A 20,995-nucleotide genomic window follows, 5' to 3' on the forward strand; every position below is an offset into this window, starting at 1 on the left:
GGAGAAGGAGCCGGCAGGCGGATGAGGGGCAGCAGCGACGTCTGAAGCTGGCTGCGCAGGCGACGAGGTCGGCGGTGGCACCTCGGGCGCCGGCGTCTCCGCCGGAACTTCTGCAGGCGGCGTCGGCACTTCGACGGGCGCGGGTTCCGGCTGCGGTTCCGGACGGGACGGGACGATCTCCGGCTCGGCTGGCGCGGGAGGCGGTACTTCCTGCGGCTGCGGTTCGCGGGCAGGCTCGGGAACGACTGGCGGTGTTGGAATTTCCTTGGGCGCCGGCGGCTCGGCGGGCGTCTCCGGCGCAGGTTCCGGCTCTTCTACAGGCTCGGGCTCCGGCAGAGGTTCCGGCTCCGATGGAACGGTTGGCTCCGGCGCGGGCGGGATGGCCGGGGTCTGCTCAGGCTTTGGCTCTTCAGGTGCTGGCTGGGGTGGTGGTGCCTCGGGCTCGACCGAAGGCTTTGGGGCGGCTTCCGCTCCGGGCTCCGTCCCTTCGCGCTTCAGGAATTCCGGAACGGTCTGCTCGGCCGCCGGCTTCAGCGCCTCCAGCGCGTCCCATTTGATCGGCGGCAGCGGGGCGGTCTCGTCGATGCGCTCCTCGACGACTTCCTTCTTGCCGAACGAAAATATCTTCTTGAAAAAACCGGCCATGCTTCAGCTGTCTCAGGCGGCGCGGGCAGCAAGCGGTGCCGCGATCAGGCGGGCGCCGTCATGGCCGGCGATATCGGCCTCGACAATCTCGCCCGGCGCGCCTGCAGCGATCGCGGCAAGGGTAAACCCTTCAGTGCGGCCGAGGCCGTCGCGTTCGACCAGGATCGATTGGCGGGTGCCGGCGAGCGAAGACAAATGCCTGACATAAGCGGCTTCACCGGCTGCGCGCAGCCGGGCGGCGCGCTGCTTGACCACTTCGCGGCGGACCTGCGGCATGCGCGCGGCGGGCGTGCCTTCGCGGGGCGAAAACGGGAAGACGTGCAGATGCGTCAGCCCGCATTCCCTAACGATTTTTTCGGAATTCTCGAACATCGCCTCGGTCTCGGTCGGAAAGCCGGCGATGATATCGGCGCCGAAGACGATGCCAGGGCGCAGTTTCCTGACATCCTCGCAGAAGCGGATCGACTGGTCGCGCAGATGCCGCCGCTTCATCCGCTTCAGGACCATGTCGTCGCCGGATTGCAGCGACAAATGCAGATGCGGCATCAGCCGCGGCTCGGTGGCGATGGCATCGAGCAAATCCTCGTCGGCCTCGATCGAATCGATGGAAGACAGCCGCAGGCGTTTTACGCCTTGCACCTGCTTCAGGATCGTCTTGACCAGTTTACCAAGTTTCGGTGCGCCGGGTAGGTCGGCGCCGAAGCTGGTCATGTCGACCCCGGTCAGCACGATCTCGGCATAGCCATTGTCGCTGAGCCGCTTGATCTGCTCGACCACGGCGCCCATCGGCACCGAGCGCGAATTGCCGCGGCCATAGGGAATGATGCAGAAGGTGCAGCGGTGGTCGCAGCCATTCTGCACTTGCACGAAGGCGCGCGCCCGGCCCTCGATGGCGTCGACCATGTGGCCGGCCGTCTCGCGCACCGAAAAGATGTCGTTGACGCGCGCCTTTTCGGTGTCGTTGACGCCGAAGTCGGGCAGCGCGCGATAGGAGTTCGCCTTGAGCTTCTCCTCGTTGCCGAGCACGAGATCAACCTCGTCCATGGCGACGAAATTCCGCGGCTCGGTCTGCGCTGCGCAGCCGGTGACGATGATGCGGGCGGCCGGGTTCTCGCGGCGGGCTTTTCTGATCGACTGCCTGGCCTGGCGCACCGCTTCGCCGGTGACGGCGCAGGTGTTGAAGATGATGGCGCCGCCTTCCAGCGCACCGAGGCCGGCGCTTTCCGCCTCGCGGCGCATCACTTCGGACTCATAGGTGTTCAGCCGGCAGCCGAAGGTGACGACCTCAATTCCCTTGGGAAGAACCGGCCCCTTGTTGGGAAGCGCGGGCATCAGGCGGCGCTTTCGGTGTCGCGCGCCCAGGCGCCGCTCGACGGGTCGAAGCTGCCGGAAAATTCCCATTCGGCAGCCCCGGTGAGGATGACGTGGTCGTCGTCGCGCCATTCGACATGGAGCGCACCGCCGCCGGGGGTCATCAGCGTGACGCTGCGCCCGGTGCGCTTGGTGCGGGCGGCAGCGACGACGGCGGCACAGGCGGCCGAGCCGCAGGCCTTGGTCAGACCGGCGCCGCGCTCCCAGGTGCGGATGACCATGGTCTCGGGCGAAGTGACCTGCGCAATGGTGATGTTGGCGCGCTCGGGGAAGATAGGATGGTTCTCGAGCAACGGGCCGAAACGGTCGAGTTCGTAGGACCAGACATCGCGGTCGACCCAGAAGATGGCGTGCGGGTTGCCCATCGAGACGACAGAGGGCGAATGCAGCACCGGCGCATCGATCGGGCCGATCTGCAACTCGATCATTCGGGTGTCGCGGAACTCCTCGGCCAGCGGGATATCCTGCCAGCCAAAACGCGGTGCGCCCATGTCGACCGAGATCGACCCGTCGGCATGCTCGCGCGCGTTGAGGATGCCGGCAACGGTCTCGAAGATGAAGGTCTTCTGGCCGGTCTCGGCGGCGAGCGCCTGGACGACGCAGCGCATGCCGTTGCCGCAGGCCTGCGCACTGGAGCCATCGGAATTCAATATGTCGATGAAGAAGGCGGTGCCCGGGGTTCTGGCGTCGTGGATCGCCATGATCTGATCGAACTTGGTCGCAGCATCGGCGTTCAGCGCAATGGCTGCCGGAGCGGTCACCCGGTCGGCACGACCGCGCATGTCGGCAACGATGATCTCGTTGCCGATGCCGTTCATCTTGGCGAAAGAGGCCGTGCCTGCCATTGTTGGGGTCACTCAGTGTCCGTTTGGCGCTATATGGCGGAAACGGGCGGGAATTACCAGTGCGGCGCTATCTCACGTCACCGCGAAGACGCCAAGCACGATCAGCAGGAAGATCAGGAGAACGATGCCGATGAGGATGCGAGCGCCGGTGGCGGCGGCTCCGGCCAGCGCCGGCATGCCGAGCAGGCTTGCCGCGGCAGCGACGATCAGAAGAATGATGATCCATTTGATCATGGAAATCGGCTCTCGGCCAAAATGCGTTGTGGAGGCAACGCGTTTCGAAGGCTTGGGTTCCGCCGTCCGGCCCCTGCCGTTCAGACCGCCGGCACGTCCCAGACCTCGCCGGGCCGCAAGGCGCGAAAGCATTCCTGCGGCAGGCCTTCGGCGTCCAGCGCCTCGGCCAGTTTCCGGGCCGGCTCGTCGATCGGCTCGTTGGTGAGCTGGAACGTGCCCCAGTGGCAGCCGGCGGCATGGGCGGCGTTGCAAAGCTTCATGCCTTGCACCGCTTCTTGCGGGTTCTGGTGCTGTGGCGCCATGAACCAGCGCGGCTCGTAGGCGCCGATCGGCAGGATGGCGAGGCGGAAGCCGCCATGTCTCTCGGCCATCAGCCGGTAATTGGCGCCATCGTGAAAGCCGGTGTCGCCGGCGAAATAGACCTTTCCGGCCGAAGTCTCGATCACGAAGCCGGCCCAAAGCGCCATGCGACGGTCGCGCGTGCCGCGCGCCGACCAGTGATGCACCGGCTCGACATACACGGCGGCGTCCTTGCCGATATCGACCCGGTCGCCCCAGTCATGTACCGACAGCCGCATGCCGGGCACAGCTTGATCGATGATGGCGTCGTTGCCGAGCGGCGTCAGCACCAGCGGGTCGTGCCTGGCCTTCAGCCGCCTCAGCGTGGCGAGATCGAGATGGTCGTAGTGGTTGTGGCTGACCAGCACCAGGTCGATCGGCGGCAAATGGGAGAAGGCGATGCCCGGCGGATTGACCCGTTTCGGTCCGGCAAAGGAGAGCGGCGAGACGCGCGGCGACCAGACCGGGTCGGTCAGGATGTTCAGGCCAGCAATCTGGATGAGCAGCGAGGAATGGCCGACCATGGTGAGCCGCAGCCCGGCGCCATCGATGCGCTCGGCCGGCCTTGCCTGATGAAACGGGCTTGGCTGGGCCGCCGGCCATTTCGAGCGTTCGCCGCCCAGCTGCCATTTCAGCAGGTCGGAAAAACGGCCGGGCGGCTTGCCGTTGGGATTGAAGAACAAGGTGCCGTCGAAATGATCGCTGGGCGGACCGCTGTAATAGCGGTTGGCGGCTCTCTTTCTCGCGGCCAAGGTTTCGGCTCCGGCGGGTTTCGGTTTATCAGAGATAGGGCTGAAGCCGGCTGGCGCAAGCGCTTGGCGACCCGACGCCAGGACTGCGGGCGGCCCTGGCCCGTCGCCTGAACCGGATGGCTCTTAATCCGTGCCGAGTGTCGCCAATCGTGATAAATTTGCCACAAATCTTACCGCAAACCGTATTTTAACCATATCGGGTTGAAATTTCGCCACCTTCTCCATCTTGTTGGGGGAAGCGGACGGCAGCCCAGCCGGATCCGACGGAGGTTGGAATGAATTTTTCGAAAGCCGGTCTCGTGGCCGTGTCGCTTGCCGCCCTCGTTGCGAGCGGTTGTTCGACCTCGCGCTTCTCGTCAATGGATGAGCAGCAGCCGGCGCCGCTGGAAGCCGCGCCCGCCGGCAAGGTGACCCAGAATCAATTGCCGCCGCCGGCGTCGCCCGGCACCACCGACCCGGCGAAATTTCCGACCGCGCCGCAGACCGCGCCGAACACGCAGATCGCCTCGCTGCCGCCGGATGGAACGGCGCCGGCCGGAGCTCCCGATCTGACGGCGGCCAGCGTCGCCGGCGTCTGGAACGCCAGCGTGTCCGGCCAGAGCTGCAAGGTGGCGACGCCGCAGACCAAGTTCGGCTCCGGCTACCGCGCCGGACCGTTGCAGTGCCCGGCGCCGATCAACGGCATCAAATCCTGGAGCGTCGCCGGCAAGCAGTTGACGCTTTACGACGAAAATGGCGGCGCGCTGGCGCGGCTCTATTCCTCGGGTGGAGAGAAATTCGACGGCCAGACTTCCAATGGCCTGCCGATCTCGCTTACAAGGTAGGCAAACCCGCCGCTTACTTGCTTTTACCCAATTGCGGACGGAAAACCGCTACACACTTTTCCTGGAATTGCTGTCTTTTGTTTTTACGCAATTCCGGACAGAAAACCGCTACACACTTTTCCTGGAATTGCTCTAGAACGACGTGACCGATGCATCTGCGTGACGGCCTCCAGACCCATGCGACCGTCCGGCAGCGCTACGACCATCTGGTTGTATCGGGCGCGATCGGGCGCGATCCGGCGCAGGAGCGGATCACTGCCGCGCTCGACCGGCTGATCGACGAGATCTCGGCCAAGCGGCTGGCGCACAAGTCGAGCGCGCTGGGCTGGCTGTTCGCCCGCAAGCGCGAGACGCATGAGGCGGTCAAGGGCCTCTACATCCATGGCGGTGTCGGCCGCGGCAAGACCATGCTGATGGACATGTTCTTCGAACTGGTGCCGGTCAGGCGCAAACGCCGCGTGCATTTCAACGACTTCATGGCCGATGTGCAGGACCGTATCCAGAAGCACCGGCAGGCGCGCAAGAATGGCGACGCCAAGGAGGACGATCCGATCCCGCCGGTGGCCCGCAAGTTGGCCGAGGAAGCCTGGGTGCTGTGCTTCGACGAATTCTCCGTCACCGACATCGCCGACGCGATGATCCTGTCCAGGCTGTTCTCGGCGCTGTTTGCCAATGGCGTGGTGCTGGTCGCCACCTCCAATGTCGCGCCTGATGATCTTTATCGCGACGGGCTGAACCGCCAGCTTTTCCTGCCCTTCATCGGCATACTGGAACGGCATACCCATGTGCTGGCGCTGGACGCCGACAAGGACTACCGGCTGGACAAGCTCAGCCGCATGCCGGTCTACATCACCCCCGCGAATGCCGATGCCGATGCCGCGCTCGACGCGGCCTGGGAGGCGATGACGCATGGCAGGCCGACGGCCGGGAAGACGCTGACGGTGAAGGGCCGGCAGGTCGTGGTGCCGGCCGCCGCCGGCGAGGCGGCGCGCTTCTCCTTCGCCGATCTCTGCGAAAAGCCACTCGGCGCCCGTGACTATCTCGCCATCGCGGCCCGCTTCTCGACCGTCTTCATCGATCATGTGCCGGTGCTTGGCGAAGGCCGGCGCAACGAGGCGAAACGCTTCATCCTGTTGATCGATACGCTCTACGACCATCATGTGCGGCTGATGGTGAGCGCGGCGGCATTGCCGCCTGACCTCTATACCGCCAAGCGCGGCAACGAAGTGTTCGAGTTCGAGCGCACGGCGTCGCGACTGGTCGAGATGCAGAGCCGCGACTGGCTGGAAGATTGGGCGGATCGGCAAAAGGCGCGGACGCCGCCTTCGCTCGACCGATCAGCCACAATTACTCGTCCTTCAGATCCAACCGCCGGGGCCTTGCCGTCGTGAGCGAACTGGCCGGCCGGTTCTTCGGGATCATTCGGCGGCTGCGCGTTGCTCGGCCAAGGCGCTGATCACGGCATCAGACTCCGCGGTCCAGCCGAAAAGAAGTTCGATGGCGAGCAGCGATGCCTCGTGGTTGCTGCGCGGTGTGTCCGCGCCAATCAGCTCTGTCGTGCAATCCCTGAGCACGATGCAGCGATAGTCGCGGAACGTCGCGTCACGGACAGTCGATTCGACGCATATGCTTGTCGTTGCCCCGGTGAAGATCAGTGTGTCGATGCCTCTGGCGCGCAGAATAGAGTCGAGCGGGGTTTCGAAGAAAGCGCTGAAGCGATGCTTCGAAATCACGGCGTCCCCGGGACGGGGGGAGAGGTCCGGAACAATCGCCGTATTCCAGGTGCCGCGCACCAGGACCTGGCTTTCGCTGCCGTCCGGAGCCGCGACGGTGCGCCCGATATTCATGCGCTTGTGCTTGATCCGGTGCGGTGCGCCCTCGCTTCCGGCATCGGAGAGGTCGGCATTGTGCTCCTGCCTTGTGTAGACGATGAGCAGTCCCGCATCGCGCGCCGCCTCGATCAAGCGTGAGATAGGCTGGATGAGACGCCCGATCGGCGCAACATCGAGCCCGGCAAGGTCGAACATGCCGCCGCGACTGCCGAAATCGTTCTGCATGTCGATAACCATGACGGCAGTCCGACTCGGATCGAAGCTGACCGGTTCAGGTCTCGCCTCGATTGAATATTGCTTTCCCATGAGCATCCCTCCATTCGTATACGCACACCGACGATTGCATTATCGCCACCATACCATGGTTGCCGACAGGAAGTACTCGCCTAAAGCTCATACGCATACATGACGAAATCTTCCGCCGGCCCATGCGGCTCCTTGCGCGACTCATAAAGCGCCCGGGCCGGGCCATTGTCCGGCTCGGTACCGACCCAGGCCTCCTCGCAGCCAAGCTCCCGGCCGAGGGCGAAGATGGCGTCGAGCATCTTCCTTCCGATGCCCTGGCGCTGAAAGGCGGGCGCCACGCCGACCTCGTCAATGTAGAGTTCCGTGGCCTTGTCCGGATGGCGGTGGATGACGGCGGCGCACTGCCCGACGATCACGCCGTCGGCCAGCGCCACGATCATGAGATGACCGGCCGAAGCGAGATAGGCGGCCAGCCTGTCGGGTCGCACCGGCTCGTCGAACACGTCTTCGGCGAGGCGCTTCACAAGGGCGTCATCGCCCGCTTCAAGCCTTCTGATTTCTGTCGTCATTGTGTAATCTCTCCCAAGTCGGCTTGCAAACTTTGACGTTTACGTAATTCCCATTGTTTCTAACCGATTGAAATTATTCACTCGAAAATAATCGATTGAATATTTTCCATGCCGGAGCTATTGGGTGCGGCTAATTCTCGCGGGTTCTCCGCCGCATACCGGCCTCCTCCTCACGCCGTCATCAAGTCGTTAAGATTTGGGCGCAGTCACAGACAAAGGGAAAACATCCTGACATGGCACGCAACAAGATAGCCCTCATCGGCTCGGGCATGATCGGCGGCACGCTCGCCCACATGATCGGTCTCAAGGACCTTGGCGACGTGGTGCTGTTCGATATCGCCGAGGGCATTCCGCAGGGCAAGGGGCTCGATATCGCGCAGTCGTCGCCGGTCGATGGGTTCGACTCCAGGCTGACCGGAGTCAACGATTATGCCGGCATCGAGGGCGCCGACGTCTGTATCGTCACCGCCGGCGTGCCGCGCAAGCCGGGCATGAGCCGCGACGATCTCCTGGGCATCAATCTGAAGGTGATGGAACAGGTTGGCGCGGGCTTGAAGAAATACGCACCGAAGGCCTTCGTCATCTGCATCACCAACCCGCTCGACGCCATGGTGTGGGCGCTGCAGAAATTCTCAGGCCTGCCGAAGACCCATGTGGTCGGCATGGCCGGCGTGCTCGACAGTTCGCGCTTCCGCTATTTCCTGGCCGAGGAATTCAAGGTCTCGGTCGAGGACGTCACCGCGTTCGTGCTCGGCGGCCACGGCGATTCCATGGTGCCGATGATCCGCTATTCGACGGTCGCCGGCATTCCGTTGCCCGATCTCGTCAAGATGGGCTGGACCTCGAAGGAAAAGCTCGACCAGATCGTGCAGCGCACCCGCGACGGCGGCGCCGAGATCGTCGGCCTGCTCAAGACCGGCTCGGCCTATTATGCGCCGGCCGCTTCGGCGATCTCGATGGCCGAGGCCTATCTGAAGGACAAGAAGCGCGTGCTGCCGTGCGCGGCGCATCTCTCCGGCCAATATGGCGTGAAAAACACCTATGTCGGCGTTCCCGTCGTGATCGGCGCCGGCGGTGTCGAGCGCATCATCGAGATCGAGCTCTCGAAGGGCGAGCAGAAGATGTTCGACAGTTCGGTCGGTGCGGTGCAGGGCCTGACCGAGGCCTGCGTCAAGATCGCCCCGCATCTCGCCTCGAAGTAACCCGGAGACAGGAAGCCATGAACATCCATGAGTATCAGGGCAAGGCGCTGCTGAAGGGTTTTGGCGCACCGGTGGCCGAGGGCGTGCCGGTGTTCGAGGCAAGCGAGGCGGAAGCCGCCGCCAAGGCGCTGCCCGGCCCGCTCTATGTGGTGAAGAGCCAGATCCATGCCGGCGGCCGCGGCAAGGGCAGGTTCAAGGAGCTTGGCCCCGATGCCAAGGGTGGCGTGCGGCTGGCGAAGTCGGTGGCCGATGTCGTCGCCAACGTCAAGGAGATGCTTGGGCATACGCTGGTCACCAAGCAGACCGGCCCGGCCGGCAAGCAGGTCAACCGCCTCTATATCGAGGATGGCGCCGACATCGAGCGCGAGCTTTATCTGTCGCTGCTGGTCGACCGTTCGGTCGGCCGCATCGCCTTCGTCGTCTCCACCGAGGGCGGCATGGACATCGAGGGCGTCGCCCACGACACGCCCGAAAAGATCATCACGCTGGCAATAGATCCCGAAAAAGGCGTTACTGCCGGCGACGTGAAAAAGATCAACGCGGCCTACCATCTGGATGGCGACGCGGCCAAGGACGGCGAGACGCTGTTTCCGCTGCTCTACAAGGCCTTCGTCGAGAAGGACATGAGCCTGCTCGAGGTCAATCCGCTGATCGTCATGAAGAATGGCCGGCTGCGCGTGCTCGACGCGAAAGTGTCGTTCGACAACAATGCTCTCTTCCGCCACCCGGACGTGATGGAACTGCGCGACACCACCGAAGAGGACGAGAAGGAGATCGAGGCGTCGAAATACGACCTCGCCTATGTCGCGCTCGACGGCAATATCGGCTGCATGGTCAACGGCGCCGGCCTTGCCATGGCGACGATGGACATCATCAAGCTCTATGGCGCCGAGCCCGCCAATTTCCTCGATGTCGGCGGCGGCGCGTCGAAGGAGAAGGTGACGGCCGCCTTCAAGATCATCACCCGGGATCCGGCGGTCGAGGGCATCCTGATCAACATCTTCGGCGGCATCATGAAGTGCGACGTCATCGCCGAAGGCGTGATCGCCGCGGTCAAGGAGGTCGGCCTGAAAGTGCCGCTGGTGGTGCGGCTCGAAGGCACCAATGCCGAACTCGGCAAGAAGATCATCAACGACAGCGGCCTGAATGTCGTGTCGGCCGACGATCTTGATGACGCGGCCCAGAAGATCGTCAAGGCGGTGAAAGGCTGAGCCTGTGCCTCCGCACAAGATAAACCTCGTCGAGGCGGCGGACGCGAAGATCAAAAAGGTCTTCGACCCGCATATCGCCGGCGACGTGAATGACAGCCAGGTCAAGATCGCCAAGTTCGGCGATGTCTTCGACTGGCATGCGCATGACAATGAGGACGAAGCCTTTCTGGTGCTGCGCGGCCGCATCGCCATCGATTTTCGCGACGGCACGGTGGAACTGGGCAGCGGCGAGTTCATCGTCGTGCCGCGCGCCGTCGAGCATCGGCCGCGCTCGCTCAGCGAACAGCCGGTCGTGCTGATGTTCGAGCCGGCGACGACGCTCAACACCGGCAATGCCAAGAGCGACCTCACCGTCGCTGAGCTGAAGCGACTCTGACCATGAACGCGGTGCCTTTCTCTTCCCTCTCGGCCGATCACCAGCGCCTGCAGGCGCTGGTCGGTGCGTGGCGTGGTGAAGAAGACGTATCGGGCACGCAATGGACTGATGCAGGCACAGCGACTCCAGAAGTGCTGGCCGAGCCCGAATTCGGCGGTCTGTTCGTGGTGCAGCGCTATCGCCAGCGCCGCGACGGCACTGTCTCGCTCGGTTCCCACAATGTCTTCGGCTTCGGCCAGCCGGGCGGTGTCTTCACCATGCATCAGTTCGATTCCATGGGCTTCGTGCCGGCGTCGCCCGCCACAGGCAAATGGAACGGCATCGAGCTGATTCTGGAGCGGTCGTCGCCGCGCGGGGCCGCGCGGGTGATGTATATTTTCGACGATGCCGATGCCTACCGCATGGCACTTCATTTCAAACCCGCCGGCAGTGATGCCTGGCAAGACATGGTGAGCGGGCTTTATCGGCGCGTCTCGCCTTCCGAGTTGAGGGAAGGCTGAGCGATGGAGATCGTGCGCAAGGCCGTTGAAGAAGTACACATAATCACACATATTATGGCTGTGTATTTATGTGGAGATGTGCGATGAAAAACGTCACTCTGGCCATGGACGAAGCTCTGCTCGAACAGGCGCGAGGTCTTGCCGAACGTCGCAAGACGACTCTCAACGCCCTCATTCGTTCATTGCTTGCGCATGAAGTAGAGCAGGAAGACCGGATTGCGTGGGCGAAGGCCGGAATGAAGCGGCTCATGGACGAGGCCGCGAAACGAAGCGACAGCGCCGACACCTCCTACAAGTGGGATCGAAGGGACGCCTATGCCGACCGGGAAGATCGATTGCTTTCTCGACACGAACGTCCTGATCTACGCGGCTTCGGAGAAGAATCGTGATCCGCGCCGCGCGCCAATCGCCGAAGACCTTATCTCGGGGAACGTCTTTGGCGTTTCGGGGCAAACCTTGGCCGAATTCGTTGCAGTGGCTCGAGGGAAATCCCTTCTGGGGGATGATTTGCTCGACCAATGGCTGGTCTTGCTCGGAACCTGCCCGCTGGTGCCGGTCGACGAAAGCTATGTTCGCGCGGGACTGGACCTCGCGCGCCGCTACGGAATTCACTACTACGACGCCGCGCTTCTCGCCGCGGCCGGGTATCTCGGCGCACCGATTTTCTACACCGAAGATCTCAACCACAACCAGGTTTATGGCTCGGTCCGAGCCGTCAATCCTTTCTTGTAATCGCTGAATTCAGAGGCGTTCTCACCCATGTCCATTCTCGTCGACAAGAACACCAAGGTGCTCGTGCAGGGCCTGACCGGCAAGACCGGCACGTTCCATACGGAACAGGCGCTGGCCTATCACGGCACGAAAATGGTCGGCGGCATCCATCCCAAGAAGGGCGGCGAGACCTGGACCGGCGCCAAGGGCGAGAACCTGCCGATCTTCGCTACCGTCGCCGAAGGCAAGGCCAAGACCGGCGCCAACGCTTCCGTCGTCTATGTGCCGCCAGCGGGTGCGGCCGAGGCGATCCTGGAAGCGATCGAAGCCGAGATCCCGCTGATCATCTGCATCACCGAAGGCATTCCGGTGATGGACATGGTCAAGGTCAAGGCAAGGCTCGACCGCTCCCAATCGCGGCTGATCGGCCCCAACTGCCCGGGTGTGCTGACGCCCGACGAATGCAAGATCGGCATCATGCCCGGCAACATCTTCCGCAAGGGTTCGGTGGGCGTTGTTTCCCGCTCGGGAACGCTTACCTATGAAGCAGTGTTCCAGACCACCAATGTCGGCCTCGGCCAGACCACCGCCGTCGGCATTGGCGGCGATCCGGTCAAAGGCACGGAGTTCATCGACGTGCTGGAGATGTTCCTCGCCGACGACGAGACCAAGTCGATCATCATGATCGGCGAGATCGGCGGTTCGGCCGAGGAAGACGCCGCGCAGTTCCTCAAGGACGAGGCCAAACGCGGCCGCAGGAAGCCGATGGCCGGCTTCATTGCCGGCCGTACGGCGCCGGCCGGCCGCACCATGGGTCATGCGGGCGCGGTCATCTCCGGCGGCAAGGGCGGCGCCGAAGACAAGATCGCGGCGATGGAATCGGCCGGGATCAAGGTTTCGCCGTCGCCGGCAAGACTCGGCACGACCCTGGTCGAGGCGATTAAGGGTTAGTGAATGGTGAATAGTGAATGGCAAGAACGGGTGAGTAGCGATGCGAAGCGAAGGGAATTCCCAAATTTCGACTGACTATTCACCATTCACTATTCACCATTCACCCTGAAAAGGAGACGGAGCCAGGCTCCGCGGACAAAATGGCAAGACAAGATCAGGCCAACGACCAGTTTTCGCTTACCTCTTTCCTCTATGGCGGCAACGCCGACTATATCGAGGCGCTGCATGCCGCCTATGAGGACGATCCCGAATCGGTCAATCCCGAATGGCAGGATTTCTTCGCGGCGCTGAAGGACGACGCCGGCGATGTCCGCAAGAACGCCAAGGGCGCCTCATGGGCCAGGCCCTCCTGGCCGCTGCAGACCAATGGCGAACTGGTTTCGGCGCTCGACGGCAATTGGGGCCTCATCGAAAAGGCGGTCGAGAAGAAGGTCAAGGAGAAGGCGGTCGTCAACGGCGCCGTGCTTTCCGACGCCGACGTGCACCAGGCGACGCGCGATTCGGTGCGCGCCATCATGATGATCCGTGCCTACCGCATGCGCGGCCATCTGCACGCCAATCTCGACCCGCTCGGCATCGCCAAGCCGCTCGAGGATTACAACGAGCTGTCGCCGGAGAATTACGGCTTCACATCAGCCGATTACGACCGGCCGATCTTCCTCGACAATGTGCTCGGGCTCGAATTCGGCACCATCCGGCAGATGCTGGATATCCTGACCCGCACCTATTGCTCGACGCTCGGCGTCGAGTTCATGCACATTTCCGATCCCGAGGAGAAGGCCTGGATCCAGGCGCGCATCGAAGGCGCCGACAAGGAGATCACTTTTACCGCTCCCGGCAAGAAGGCGATCCTGCAGAAGCTGGTCGAGGCCGAAGGTTTCGAGCAGTTCATCGACGTCAAGTACAAGGGCACCAAGCGCTTCGGCCTCGATGGCAGCGAAGGACTGATCCCGGCGCTGGAGCAGATCATCAAGCGCGGCGGCCAGCTCGGCATGAAGGAGATCGTGCTCGGCATGGCGCATCGCGGCCGGCTGAACGTTCTCTCCCAGGTGATGGCCAAGCCGCACCGCGCCATCTTCCACGAATTCAAGGGTGGCTCGGCCGCGCCCGACGAGGTCGAAGGTTCGGGTGACGTCAAGTACCATCTCGGCGCCTCGTCGGACCGCGAATTCGACGGCAACAAGGTGCATTTGTCCTTGACCGCCAACCCTTCGCATCTGGAAATCGTCGATCCGGTGGTGATGGGCAAGGCGCGCGCCAAGCAGGATTATCTGTTCGGCCGCAGCCGCGAGGAGATCGTGCCGCTGGAAGAGCGCGCCAAGGTGCTGCCGCTGCTGCTGCATGGCGACGCCGCCTTCGCCGGCCAGGGCGTGATCGCCGAAATCCTCGGCCTGTCGGGCCTGCGCGGCCACCGCGTCGCCGGCACGTTGCACTTCATCATCAACAACCAGATCGGCTTCACCACCAATCCGCGTTTCTCGCGCTCCTCGCCCTATCCTTCCGACGTGGCCAAGATGATCGAAGCGCCGATCTTCCACGTCAATGGCGACGACCCGGAAGCCACGGTCCACGCCGCCAAGGTGGCGATCGAGTTCCGCATGAAGTTCCACAAGCCGGTGGTGGTGGACATGTTCTGCTACCGCCGCTTCGGCCACAATGAGGGCGATGAGCCGGCCTTCACCCAGCCGATCATGTACGCCAACATCCGCAAGCACAAGACGACGGTGCAGATCTATGCCGACCGGCTGATCGCCGAGGGCCACATCACCCAGGCCGAATTCGACAAGATGAAGGCCGACTGGCGGGCGCATCTCGAGTCCGAATGGGAGGTCGGCCAGCACTACAAGCCGAACAAGGCCGACTGGCTGGACGGCGCCTGGTCGGGCCTGCGCACCGCCGACAACCAGGACGAACAGCGGCGCGGCAAGACCGCCGTGCCGGTCAAGACGCTGAAGGAGATCGGCAAGAAGCTGACCGAGGTGCCGAAGGATTTCGAGGCGCACAAGACGATCTTGCGCTTCCTCGAGAACCGTCGCCAGGCAATCGAGTCGGGCGAAGGCATCGACTGGTCGACGGCCGAAGCGCTGGCCTTCGGCGCCATCCTGCTCGACGGCAATCCGATCCGGCTGTCCGGGCAGGATTCGGAACGCGGCACCTTCTCGCAGCGCCATTCCGTGCTCTACGACCAGCGCGACGAGACCCGCTACATCCCGCTCAACAATCTGTCGGCCGCGCAGGCCGGTTTCGAGGTCATCAACTCGATGCTGTCGGAAGAGGCCGTGCTCGGCTTCGAATATGGCTACAGCCTGGCCGAGCCGAAGGCGCTGACACTGTGGGAGGCGCAGTTCGGCGACTTCGCCAACGGCGCCCAGGTGGTGTTTGACCAGTTCATCTCGTCGGGCGAGCGCAAGTGGCTGCGCATGTCGGGCCTCGTCTGCCTGCTGCCGCATGGTTACGAGGGCCAGGGACCGGAACATTCGTCGGCCAGGCTCGAGCGCTTCCTGCAGCTTTGCGCCGAAGACAACATGCAGGTGGCCAATTGCACGACGCCGGCTAACTATTTCCACATCCTGCGCCGGCAGCTGAAGCGGGACTTCCGCAAGCCGCTGATCCTGATGACGCCGAAGTCGCTGCTGCGCCACAAGCGGGCGGTGTCGACGCTGCCGGAGATCTCGGGCGAAAGCGCGTTCCACCGGCTGTTGTGGGACGATGCCCAGCTGCTGCAGGGTCAGGCGATCAAGCTCGTCAAGGATTCGAAGATCCGCCGTGTCGTGCTCTGCTCAGGCAAGGTCTATTACGACCTCTATGAGGAGCGCGAGAAGCGCGGCATCAACGACATCTACCTGCTGCGCGTCGAACAGCTCTATCCGTTCCCGGCCAAGGCGCTGATCACCGAACTGTCGCGTTTCCGCAATGCCGAGATGGTGTGGTGCCAGGAGGAGCCCAAGAACATGGGCGCCTGGTCGTTCATAGACCCCTATCTGGAATGGGTGCTGGCGCATATCGACGCCAAGCACCAGCGGGTGCGCTATACCGGCCGGCCGGCCGCGGCGTCGCCGGCGACCGGGTTGATGTCGAAGCATCTGGCCCAGCTTGCCGCCTTGCTCGAAGACGCGCTCGGTGAATAGAACAGAATTGGGCGAATAGAACCTCAAACGAGACAGAACGGACAGGCACAATGGCTACCGAAATCCGCGTCCCCACTCTCGGCGAATCCGTCACCGAGGCGACCATCGGCAAATGGTTCAAGAAGGTGGGCGACGCGATCGCCGCCGACGAGCCGCTGGTCGAGCTCGAAACCGACAAGGTGACGGTGGAAGTACCAGCCGCTACCGCTGGGACGCTGGGTGAGATTGCTGCCAAGGAGGGCGAGACGGTCGAGGTCGGTGCCCTGCTGGGGACGATTTCGGCGGGCGACGGCGCCAAGGCGGCTCCGGAAGCCAAGGCCGCTCCCGAAAAGCACGAGGCAGTGTCGCAGGCCTCGGCGCCGACGGCAGCGCACACCGTCAAGCAGGCAGCAGCCGAGACCGCCAAGATCGCCGGCGATGCCGGCCCGATCGAGGCGCGCACCATGCCGCCGGCGCCGTCGGCGGCCAAGCTGCTGGCCGAGAACAATCTCGCGGTCGATCAGATCCCGGGCTCCGGCAAGCGCGGCCAGGTGCTGAAGGGCGATGTGCTCGATGCGATCGCCAGGGGCGCGCCGTCGCAGCCGGCCGAGATGCCGAAGGCGGCCCCGGTTGCCGCGCGCGCGCCGTCCTCGGGTGACGATGCAGCCCGCGAGGAGCGCGTGCGCATGACCAAGCTGCGCCAGACCATCGCGCGCCGGCTCAAGGAAGCGCAGTCGACCGCCGCCATGCTGACCACCTTCAACGAGGTCGACATGTCAGCGGTGATGGCGCTGCGGACCAAGTACAAGGATGTGTTCGAAAAGAAGCACGGGGTGAAGCTCGGCTTCATGGGCTTCTTCACCAAGGCCGTCACCCATGCGTTGAAGGAGATCCCCTCGGTCAATGCCGAGATCGACGGCACCGACATCATCTTCAAGAACTATGCCCATATCGGCGTTGCCGTCGGCACCGACAAAGGCCTCGTCGTGCCTGTCGTGCGCAACGCCGACCAGATGTCTATCGCCGAGATCGAGAAGGAGATCGGCAGGCTGGGGCTCGCGGCACGTGACGGCAAGCTCTCGGTTGCTGACATGCAGGGCGGCACGTTTACGATTTCCAACGGCGGCGTCTACGGCTCGCTGATGTCGACGCCGATCCTCAATGCGCCGCAGTCGGGCATTCTGGGCATGCACAAAATCCAGGACCGGCCGGTGGCGGTCGGCGGCCAGATCGTGATCCGGCCGATGATGTATCTGGCGCTTTCCTACGATCACCGTATCGTCGACGGCAAGGAAGCGGTGACCTTCCTGGTCCGCGTCAAGGAAAGCCTGGAGGATCCGGAGCGGATGGTGCTCGATCTGTGAGCGAAGCCGATCGCGCCATGGCTGGTTGGCTGCGTGCCATGCGGCGATCGTTTCGACGTAGCCTCGTCTGGCTTGGCATTTTTTCCGCTTTGCCATCCATGGCGCTCGCCGCCGACTGGGACGTGACCAAGGCGAGCAGCAATCTTGGGGTTTTCGCCCTGAGCGATACCGAACTGGCGGAGCGACAGATCACGGTCACCCCGATCGGCGAGCTTGAATTGCCGACGGGCGAGATCATTGCCTGTGACCCTCTGGTGAGCGGCGTCGAGACACCGGCCTTGAGCCGCAAGGTCAAACCAGGGCGCTACCCGGTTTCGCTGTTGGAAGCGCAAGGCCGTGTCGCCGTAGCGATGCTGCGTTTCAGGCCCGGCACGCCGGTTCGCTGGGAGTTGGCTACCGTGCCGGGCCAGGATGTCGCCACGTTGAAGAGCGACGAGATGTTCGGCTATCCCGTCGATGCCGGCCTTGGTTCGTTCATGGACAAGACGGCCATGGCGTTGATGTCGGAGCAGCGGGACAGGCTGAAAGCCGACGAAAACTACTATGATGATGTGCTGGCAGCCGAATTTGCCCCCAATCAGGACAGGTTCGTGATGCATCACCCGGTTGCCGGCAACCCCGTCAACATCGCGATGTTCTGGAGCGGGTTGGGCGACGGGTTTTATCCATCGTTCTGGGGACTGGACGCGGCGGGCGAACCGCTGTTGCTGACGACCGACTTCGGCGTGCTGGAAAACGCCGATGGGCGCGAGAGAAATTAGACCGCCGCGATGCAAAGCACCCTATCGCCTCCCATCGGATATTTAGCTGGGTTGCTGGCCATTTTGTTTACCAGCTCCGCGGCGCTTGCCGCCTGTCCGCTGGAACTCGCCGTCTATGGCGATGCCGAGAGTGAAGCCGGCATCGATTTCAGGCCGACCGTGGAATCGGCTGTTGTCGCCAACACGTTCAAGATGGTGCTCGACAAGGGCGTCGTGCTCGACGGTATCGTCATGTGGACGGAGGGTGTGGCGCGGCCGCATGGCTCGCTGATGTACAGATGCCCGACCGGCGACGTCACCGGCGACGAGCTCGCCGCCTGCACGGTGTGGGAGGGCGTCATCTACAGTTCCGATGAGCAGGGCAAGATCGCCTTGCTGCCGGCTGAAGGCGTCGACGCGCCGAAGACGCTGATCTTTCCCGACCTCGGACCGTCGCTGCAAATGTCGGCGGCTTATGGTGAGAACGGGTTTTCGAAAGTGCCGTGGGATGTCTTTGCGCTGAAGGGTTGCCAGGAATGAGCGCTGCGCAAAAGGTGCTGCTGGTCACCGGCGGCAGCCGCGGCATTGGCGCCGCCATCTGCCGGCTGGGTGCCGCGGCCGGCTACCGTGTCGCGGTCAACTACGCGTCGAACGAAGCTGCCGCCAAGGCGCTGGTCGCGGAGATCAAGACCACTGGCGGCGAGGCTTTTGCCGTCAAGGGCGATGTCGCCAACGAGGCCGATGTCGTTGCGATGTTCGAGGCAGTGGACCGCGCCTGGGGCCGGCTCGACGCACTTGTCAACAATGCCGGCATCGTTGACGTCAAGGCGCGTGTCGACGAGATGAGCGCAGCACGGCTGGAGCGCATGATGCGCATCAATGTCGTCGGACCGTTTCTCTGTGCGCGCGAAGCGGTCAGGCGTATGTCGACCAGCCACGGCGGCAAGGGCGGCGCCATCGTCAATATCTCGTCGGCCGCATCGGTACACGGCTCGGCGGGCGAGTATGTCGACTACGCGGCGTCCAAGGGCGCGATCGATACTTTCACCGTCGGGCTGGCCCGCGAGGTGGCGACCGAAAGCGTGCGCGTCAATGCGGTGCGGCCGGGCATCATCGATACCGAGATCCATGCGTCCGGCGGCCAGCCGGACCGGATCGCGCGGATGAAGGACATGCTGCCGATGAAAAGGGCGGGCACGGCGGATGAAGTGGCGCATACGGTTCTCTATCTTTTGTCGGACGAAGCGTCCTATACGACGGGCGCTATCCTGAATGTGAGCGGCGGCCGCTGAAGGCCTGGCGAATCCGAAAGGCGAGAAGGACACCATCATGGCTTATGACGTCGTTATCATCGGATCGGGACCCGGCGGCTATGTCTGCGCCATCAAGGCGGCACAGCTCGGCCTGAAGACGGCGGTGGTCGAGAAGAACGCGACCTTCGGCGGCACCTGCCTCAACATCGGCTGCATTCCGTCCAAGGCGCTGCTCCATGCCTCGGAGATGTTCGCCGAGGCCGGCCATTCCTTCGATACGCTGGGCGTCGAAATCGCCGCGCCGAAGCTCAATTTGAAGAAGATGATGGCGCACAAGGATGCGACCGTGGCGGCCAACGTCAACGGTGTCGCCTTCCTGTTCAAGAAGAACAAGATCGACTCGTTTCGCGGCACCGGCAAGGTGCTGTCCGCCGGCAAGGTGTCGGTGACCGGCGAGGACGGCAAGGTCGAGGAGATCGAGACCAAGAACATCGTCATCGCCACCGGCTCCGACGTCGCCGGCATTCCGGGCGTCAAGGTCGATATCGACGAGAAGGTGATCATGTCATCGACCGGCGCGCTGTCGCTGGACAAGGTGCCTGGCCATATGGTGGTGGTCGGCGGCGGCGTCATCGGGCTGGAGCTCGGCTCGGTGTGGGCGCGGCTCGGCGCCAAGGTCACCGTCGTCGAATTCCTCGACACCATTTTGGGCGGCATGGATGGCGAGGTCTCCAGGCAGTTCCAGCGCATGCTGTCCAAGCAAGGGTTCGAGTTCAAGCTGGGCGCCAAGGTGACCGGTGTCGCCAAGGCCAGGAAGGGCGCTACCGTCGCTTTCGAGCCGGTCAAGGGCGGCGCCGCCGAGACGATCGAGGCGGACGCGGTGCTGATCGCGACGGGACGCCGGGCCTATGCCGACAGTCTCGGGCTGAAGGAGGCGGGCGTCGACGTCGACGAGCGTGGCCGGGTCAAGACCAACGGCCATCTCAGGACCAATGTGTTCGGTATCTACGCCATCGGCGACGTCATAGACGGGCCGATGCTTGCCCACAAGGCCGAGGACGAAGGCGTGGCGGTGGCCGAGACCATTGCCGGCCAGGCCGGGCATGTGAACTACGATGTCATCCCGAGCGTCGTCTACACCAGCCCGGAGATCGCTTCCGTCGGCAAGACCGAGGAGGAGCTGAAGAAGGCCGGCATCGACTACAAGATTGGAAAATTCCCGTTCACCGCCAATGCCCGGGCGCGCGCCATGCTGCACACCGACGGCTTCGTCAAGATCCTGGCCGACAAGGCAAGCGACCGCGTGCTCGGCGTCCATATCGTCGGCTTCGGCGCCGGCGAGATGATCCACGAGGCGGCGGTGCTGATGGAGTTCGGCGGCTCGTCGGAAGATCTCGCCCGCACCTGCCATGCGCACCCGACAATGTCGGAAGCGGTGAAGGAAGCGGCGCTGGCCACTTTCTTCAAGCCGATCCATATTTAGTGGCGGTGCAGGATTTTAGGCCGAAGTTTGCGCTCGCGAGACAAGCAACTGCTTGATTTGATTCGCGTATCTGAAAAGTGGGTTTTTCCGCTACTGGACACACACCCCACTGGCATCAACGAACGTTTTCAGCCGAATCGAATCACAAATTGGCCGAGGTGTGAAGGGCGAAATGGACAGAGACATGGACACTTCTCAAAAGCGATTTTCGGCCCAACCGACTCAAAAGATTCAGCTTTCAGCGGTTTAGGGCCGCGAACTTCGGTTTAGGGAATGCTGGAGGGACAGAGGGGGTGTGAAGAAACTCGACGGGGCGCCTGGTTTGCTCCACCCTTGGATAACGAAGGGCACGATTGCCCCCAAAACAAAACGGCCCGCTTTTCAGCGGGCCGTTCGTCGTTGAAATCAGGGGCCTGATTACTGCGCCGGCGCGGCAGGAG

21 protein-coding genes and 1 pseudogene are annotated in these 20,995 nt (G+C 63.4%); 15 read left to right on the plus strand and 7 right to left on the minus strand.

Annotated features, from left to right (window positions below):
* The 5 genes and pseudogenes from MESS2_RS06630 to MESS2_RS06650 form a co-directional block, all read right to left on the minus strand.
* A pseudogene (locus MESS2_RS06630) lies at positions 1-645 on the minus strand (signal recognition particle-docking protein FtsY); the annotation flags it as partial.
* A gap of 12 nt (positions 646-657) precedes the next feature.
* Positions 658-1,977, minus strand: a complete 1,320-nt coding sequence (gene mtaB / locus MESS2_RS06635) for a tRNA (N(6)-L-threonylcarbamoyladenosine(37)-C(2))-methylthiotransferase MtaB (RefSeq protein ID WP_008873381.1) — start codon at positions 1,975-1,977, stop codon at positions 658-660.
* Positions 1,977-2,861 carry a diaminopimelate epimerase gene (dapF, locus tag MESS2_RS06640; RefSeq protein WP_008873382.1) on the minus strand — a complete coding sequence of 295 codons (885 nt, stop codon included), beginning with the start codon at positions 2,859-2,861 and terminating at the stop codon, positions 1,977-1,979. The genes mtaB and dapF overlap by 1 nt, the downstream gene beginning before the upstream one ends.
* Positions 2,862-2,933: 72 nt before the next feature.
* Entirely contained in the window at positions 2,934-3,095 is a 162-nt protein-coding gene (locus MESS2_RS30705; RefSeq protein WP_006327034.1) for a DUF1328 family protein, read from the minus strand.
* 80 nt (positions 3,096-3,175) lie between these two features.
* Positions 3,176-4,186: an MBL fold metallo-hydrolase gene (locus tag MESS2_RS06650; RefSeq protein ID WP_008873383.1), complete on the minus strand. Its 1,011-nt coding sequence runs from the start codon at positions 4,184-4,186 to the stop codon at positions 3,176-3,178.
* 275 nt (positions 4,187-4,461) lie between these two features.
* Between MESS2_RS06650 and MESS2_RS06655 the strand changes: the two genes are divergently transcribed.
* Together MESS2_RS06655 and zapE are read left to right on the plus strand one after the other, a co-directional pair.
* Positions 4,462-5,010 (plus strand): protease inhibitor Inh/omp19 family protein, encoded by a 549-nt coding sequence (locus MESS2_RS06655; protein WP_008873385.1) that lies wholly within the window; start codon positions 4,462-4,464, stop codon positions 5,008-5,010.
* A gap of 149 nt (positions 5,011-5,159) precedes the next feature.
* Positions 5,160-6,401 carry a cell division protein ZapE gene (gene zapE / locus MESS2_RS06660; RefSeq protein WP_008873387.1) on the plus strand — a complete coding sequence of 414 codons (1,242 nt, stop codon included), beginning with the start codon at positions 5,160-5,162 and terminating at the stop codon, positions 6,399-6,401.
* A 27-nt stretch (positions 6,402-6,428) separates the two neighbouring features.
* Here the strand turns inward: zapE and MESS2_RS06665 are convergent, their stop codons facing one another.
* Both MESS2_RS06665 and MESS2_RS06670 read right to left on the minus strand, forming a co-directional pair.
* On the minus strand, positions 6,429-7,154 hold the full coding sequence (locus tag MESS2_RS06665) for an isochorismatase family protein (protein WP_040592350.1): 726 nt from the start codon (positions 7,152-7,154) through the stop codon (positions 6,429-6,431).
* Positions 7,155-7,228: 74 nt separating this feature from the next.
* Complete coding sequence (locus MESS2_RS06670) at positions 7,229-7,657, minus strand: GNAT family N-acetyltransferase (RefSeq protein WP_008873389.1); 429 nt, start codon at positions 7,655-7,657, stop codon at positions 7,229-7,231.
* Positions 7,658-7,890: 233 nt separating this feature from the next.
* On the opposite strand from MESS2_RS06670, the gene mdh reads away from it, so the two are divergent.
* The 13 genes from mdh (at position 7,891) to lpdA (ending at position 20,555) form a co-directional block, all read left to right on the plus strand.
* On the plus strand, positions 7,891-8,859 hold the full coding sequence (gene mdh / locus MESS2_RS06675) for a malate dehydrogenase (protein WP_008873390.1): 969 nt from the start codon (positions 7,891-7,893) through the stop codon (positions 8,857-8,859).
* 17 nt (positions 8,860-8,876) lie between these two features.
* A complete protein-coding gene (sucC, locus tag MESS2_RS06680) occupies positions 8,877-10,070 on the plus strand; it encodes an ADP-forming succinate--CoA ligase subunit beta (protein WP_008873391.1) in 1,194 nt (397 codons plus the stop codon).
* A 4-nt stretch (positions 10,071-10,074) separates the two neighbouring features.
* On the plus strand, positions 10,075-10,446 hold the full coding sequence (locus MESS2_RS06685; RefSeq protein ID WP_008873392.1) for a cupin domain-containing protein: 372 nt from the start codon (positions 10,075-10,077) through the stop codon (positions 10,444-10,446).
* A 2-nt stretch (positions 10,447-10,448) separates the two neighbouring features.
* Positions 10,449-10,946 (plus strand): DUF1579 family protein, encoded by a 498-nt coding sequence (locus tag MESS2_RS06690; RefSeq protein ID WP_008873393.1) that lies wholly within the window; start codon positions 10,449-10,451, stop codon positions 10,944-10,946.
* Positions 10,947-11,029: 83 nt separating this feature from the next.
* Positions 11,030-11,335 carry a hypothetical protein gene (locus MESS2_RS32150; RefSeq protein ID WP_008873394.1) on the plus strand — a complete coding sequence of 102 codons (306 nt, stop codon included), beginning with the start codon at positions 11,030-11,032 and terminating at the stop codon, positions 11,333-11,335.
* Positions 11,262-11,678, plus strand: coding sequence for a PIN domain-containing protein (locus tag MESS2_RS06695; RefSeq protein WP_008873395.1), 417 nt, complete (start codon positions 11,262-11,264; stop codon positions 11,676-11,678). Before MESS2_RS32150 ends, MESS2_RS06695 begins: the two co-directional genes overlap by 74 nt.
* 27 nt (positions 11,679-11,705) lie before the next feature.
* Entirely contained in the window at positions 11,706-12,608 is a 903-nt protein-coding gene (gene sucD, locus MESS2_RS06700) for a succinate--CoA ligase subunit alpha (protein WP_008873396.1), read from the plus strand.
* Between the two features lie 140 nt (positions 12,609-12,748).
* A complete protein-coding gene (locus MESS2_RS06705) occupies positions 12,749-15,736 on the plus strand; it encodes a 2-oxoglutarate dehydrogenase E1 component (RefSeq protein WP_008873397.1) in 2,988 nt (995 codons plus the stop codon).
* A gap of 50 nt (positions 15,737-15,786) precedes the next feature.
* On the plus strand, positions 15,787-17,079 hold the full coding sequence (gene odhB / locus MESS2_RS06710; RefSeq protein ID WP_008873398.1) for a 2-oxoglutarate dehydrogenase complex dihydrolipoyllysine-residue succinyltransferase: 1,293 nt from the start codon (positions 15,787-15,789) through the stop codon (positions 17,077-17,079).
* 38 nt (positions 17,080-17,117) lie between these two features.
* Complete coding sequence (locus MESS2_RS06715) at positions 17,118-17,840, plus strand: DUF4241 domain-containing protein (protein ID WP_040592357.1); 723 nt, start codon at positions 17,118-17,120, stop codon at positions 17,838-17,840.
* Between the two features lie 9 nt (positions 17,841-17,849).
* On the plus strand, positions 17,850-18,359 hold the full coding sequence (locus tag MESS2_RS06720; RefSeq protein ID WP_008873401.1) for a hypothetical protein: 510 nt from the start codon (positions 17,850-17,852) through the stop codon (positions 18,357-18,359).
* On the plus strand, positions 18,356-19,111 hold the full coding sequence (locus MESS2_RS06725) for an SDR family oxidoreductase (RefSeq protein WP_008873402.1): 756 nt from the start codon (positions 18,356-18,358) through the stop codon (positions 19,109-19,111). Before MESS2_RS06720 ends, MESS2_RS06725 begins: the two co-directional genes overlap by 4 nt.
* 37 nt (positions 19,112-19,148) lie before the next feature.
* Entirely contained in the window at positions 19,149-20,555 is a 1,407-nt protein-coding gene (lpdA, locus tag MESS2_RS06730) for a dihydrolipoyl dehydrogenase (protein ID WP_008873403.1), read from the plus strand.
* The last annotated feature ends 440 nt before the right edge of the window (positions 20,556-20,995 follow it).

This window comes from Mesorhizobium metallidurans STM 2683 (assembly GCF_000350085.1).
GTDB classification, from domain to species: Bacteria; Pseudomonadota; Alphaproteobacteria; order Rhizobiales; family Rhizobiaceae; genus Mesorhizobium; species Mesorhizobium metallidurans.

Excerpts from the sequence above, each read along its gene's own strand:
- mtaB (WP_008873381.1), bottom strand. The coding sequence starts at position 1,977 with ATGCCCGCGCTTCCCAACAAGGGGCCGGTTCTTCCCAAGGGAATTGAG.
- dapF (WP_008873382.1), bottom strand. The coding sequence starts at position 2,861 with ATGGCAGGCACGGCCTCTTTCGCCAAGATGAACGGCATCGGCAACGAG.
- MESS2_RS30705 (WP_006327034.1), bottom strand. The coding sequence starts at position 3,095 with ATGATCAAATGGATCATCATTCTTCTGATCGTCGCTGCCGCGGCAAGC.
- MESS2_RS06655 (WP_008873385.1), top strand. The coding sequence starts at position 4,462 with ATGAATTTTTCGAAAGCCGGTCTCGTGGCCGTGTCGCTTGCCGCCCTC.
- zapE (WP_008873387.1), top strand. The coding sequence starts at position 5,160 with ATGCATCTGCGTGACGGCCTCCAGACCCATGCGACCGTCCGGCAGCGC.
- MESS2_RS06665 (WP_040592350.1), bottom strand. The coding sequence starts at position 7,154 with ATGCTCATGGGAAAGCAATATTCAATCGAGGCGAGACCTGAACCGGTC.
- MESS2_RS06670 (WP_008873389.1), bottom strand. The coding sequence starts at position 7,657 with ATGACGACAGAAATCAGAAGGCTTGAAGCGGGCGATGACGCCCTTGTG.
- mdh (WP_008873390.1), top strand. The coding sequence starts at position 7,891 with ATGGCACGCAACAAGATAGCCCTCATCGGCTCGGGCATGATCGGCGGC.
- sucC (WP_008873391.1), top strand. The coding sequence starts at position 8,877 with ATGAACATCCATGAGTATCAGGGCAAGGCGCTGCTGAAGGGTTTTGGC.
- MESS2_RS06690 (WP_008873393.1), top strand. The coding sequence starts at position 10,449 with ATGAACGCGGTGCCTTTCTCTTCCCTCTCGGCCGATCACCAGCGCCTG.
- MESS2_RS32150 (WP_008873394.1), top strand. The coding sequence starts at position 11,030 with ATGAAAAACGTCACTCTGGCCATGGACGAAGCTCTGCTCGAACAGGCG.
- MESS2_RS06695 (WP_008873395.1), top strand. The coding sequence starts at position 11,262 with ATGCCGACCGGGAAGATCGATTGCTTTCTCGACACGAACGTCCTGATC.
- sucD (WP_008873396.1), top strand. The coding sequence starts at position 11,706 with ATGTCCATTCTCGTCGACAAGAACACCAAGGTGCTCGTGCAGGGCCTG.
- MESS2_RS06705 (WP_008873397.1), top strand. The coding sequence starts at position 12,749 with ATGGCAAGACAAGATCAGGCCAACGACCAGTTTTCGCTTACCTCTTTC.
- odhB (WP_008873398.1), top strand. The coding sequence starts at position 15,787 with ATGGCTACCGAAATCCGCGTCCCCACTCTCGGCGAATCCGTCACCGAG.
- MESS2_RS06715 (WP_040592357.1), top strand. The coding sequence starts at position 17,118 with ATGCGGCGATCGTTTCGACGTAGCCTCGTCTGGCTTGGCATTTTTTCC.
- MESS2_RS06720 (WP_008873401.1), top strand. The coding sequence starts at position 17,850 with ATGCAAAGCACCCTATCGCCTCCCATCGGATATTTAGCTGGGTTGCTG.
- MESS2_RS06725 (WP_008873402.1), top strand. The coding sequence starts at position 18,356 with ATGAGCGCTGCGCAAAAGGTGCTGCTGGTCACCGGCGGCAGCCGCGGC.
- lpdA (WP_008873403.1), top strand. The coding sequence starts at position 19,149 with ATGGCTTATGACGTCGTTATCATCGGATCGGGACCCGGCGGCTATGTC.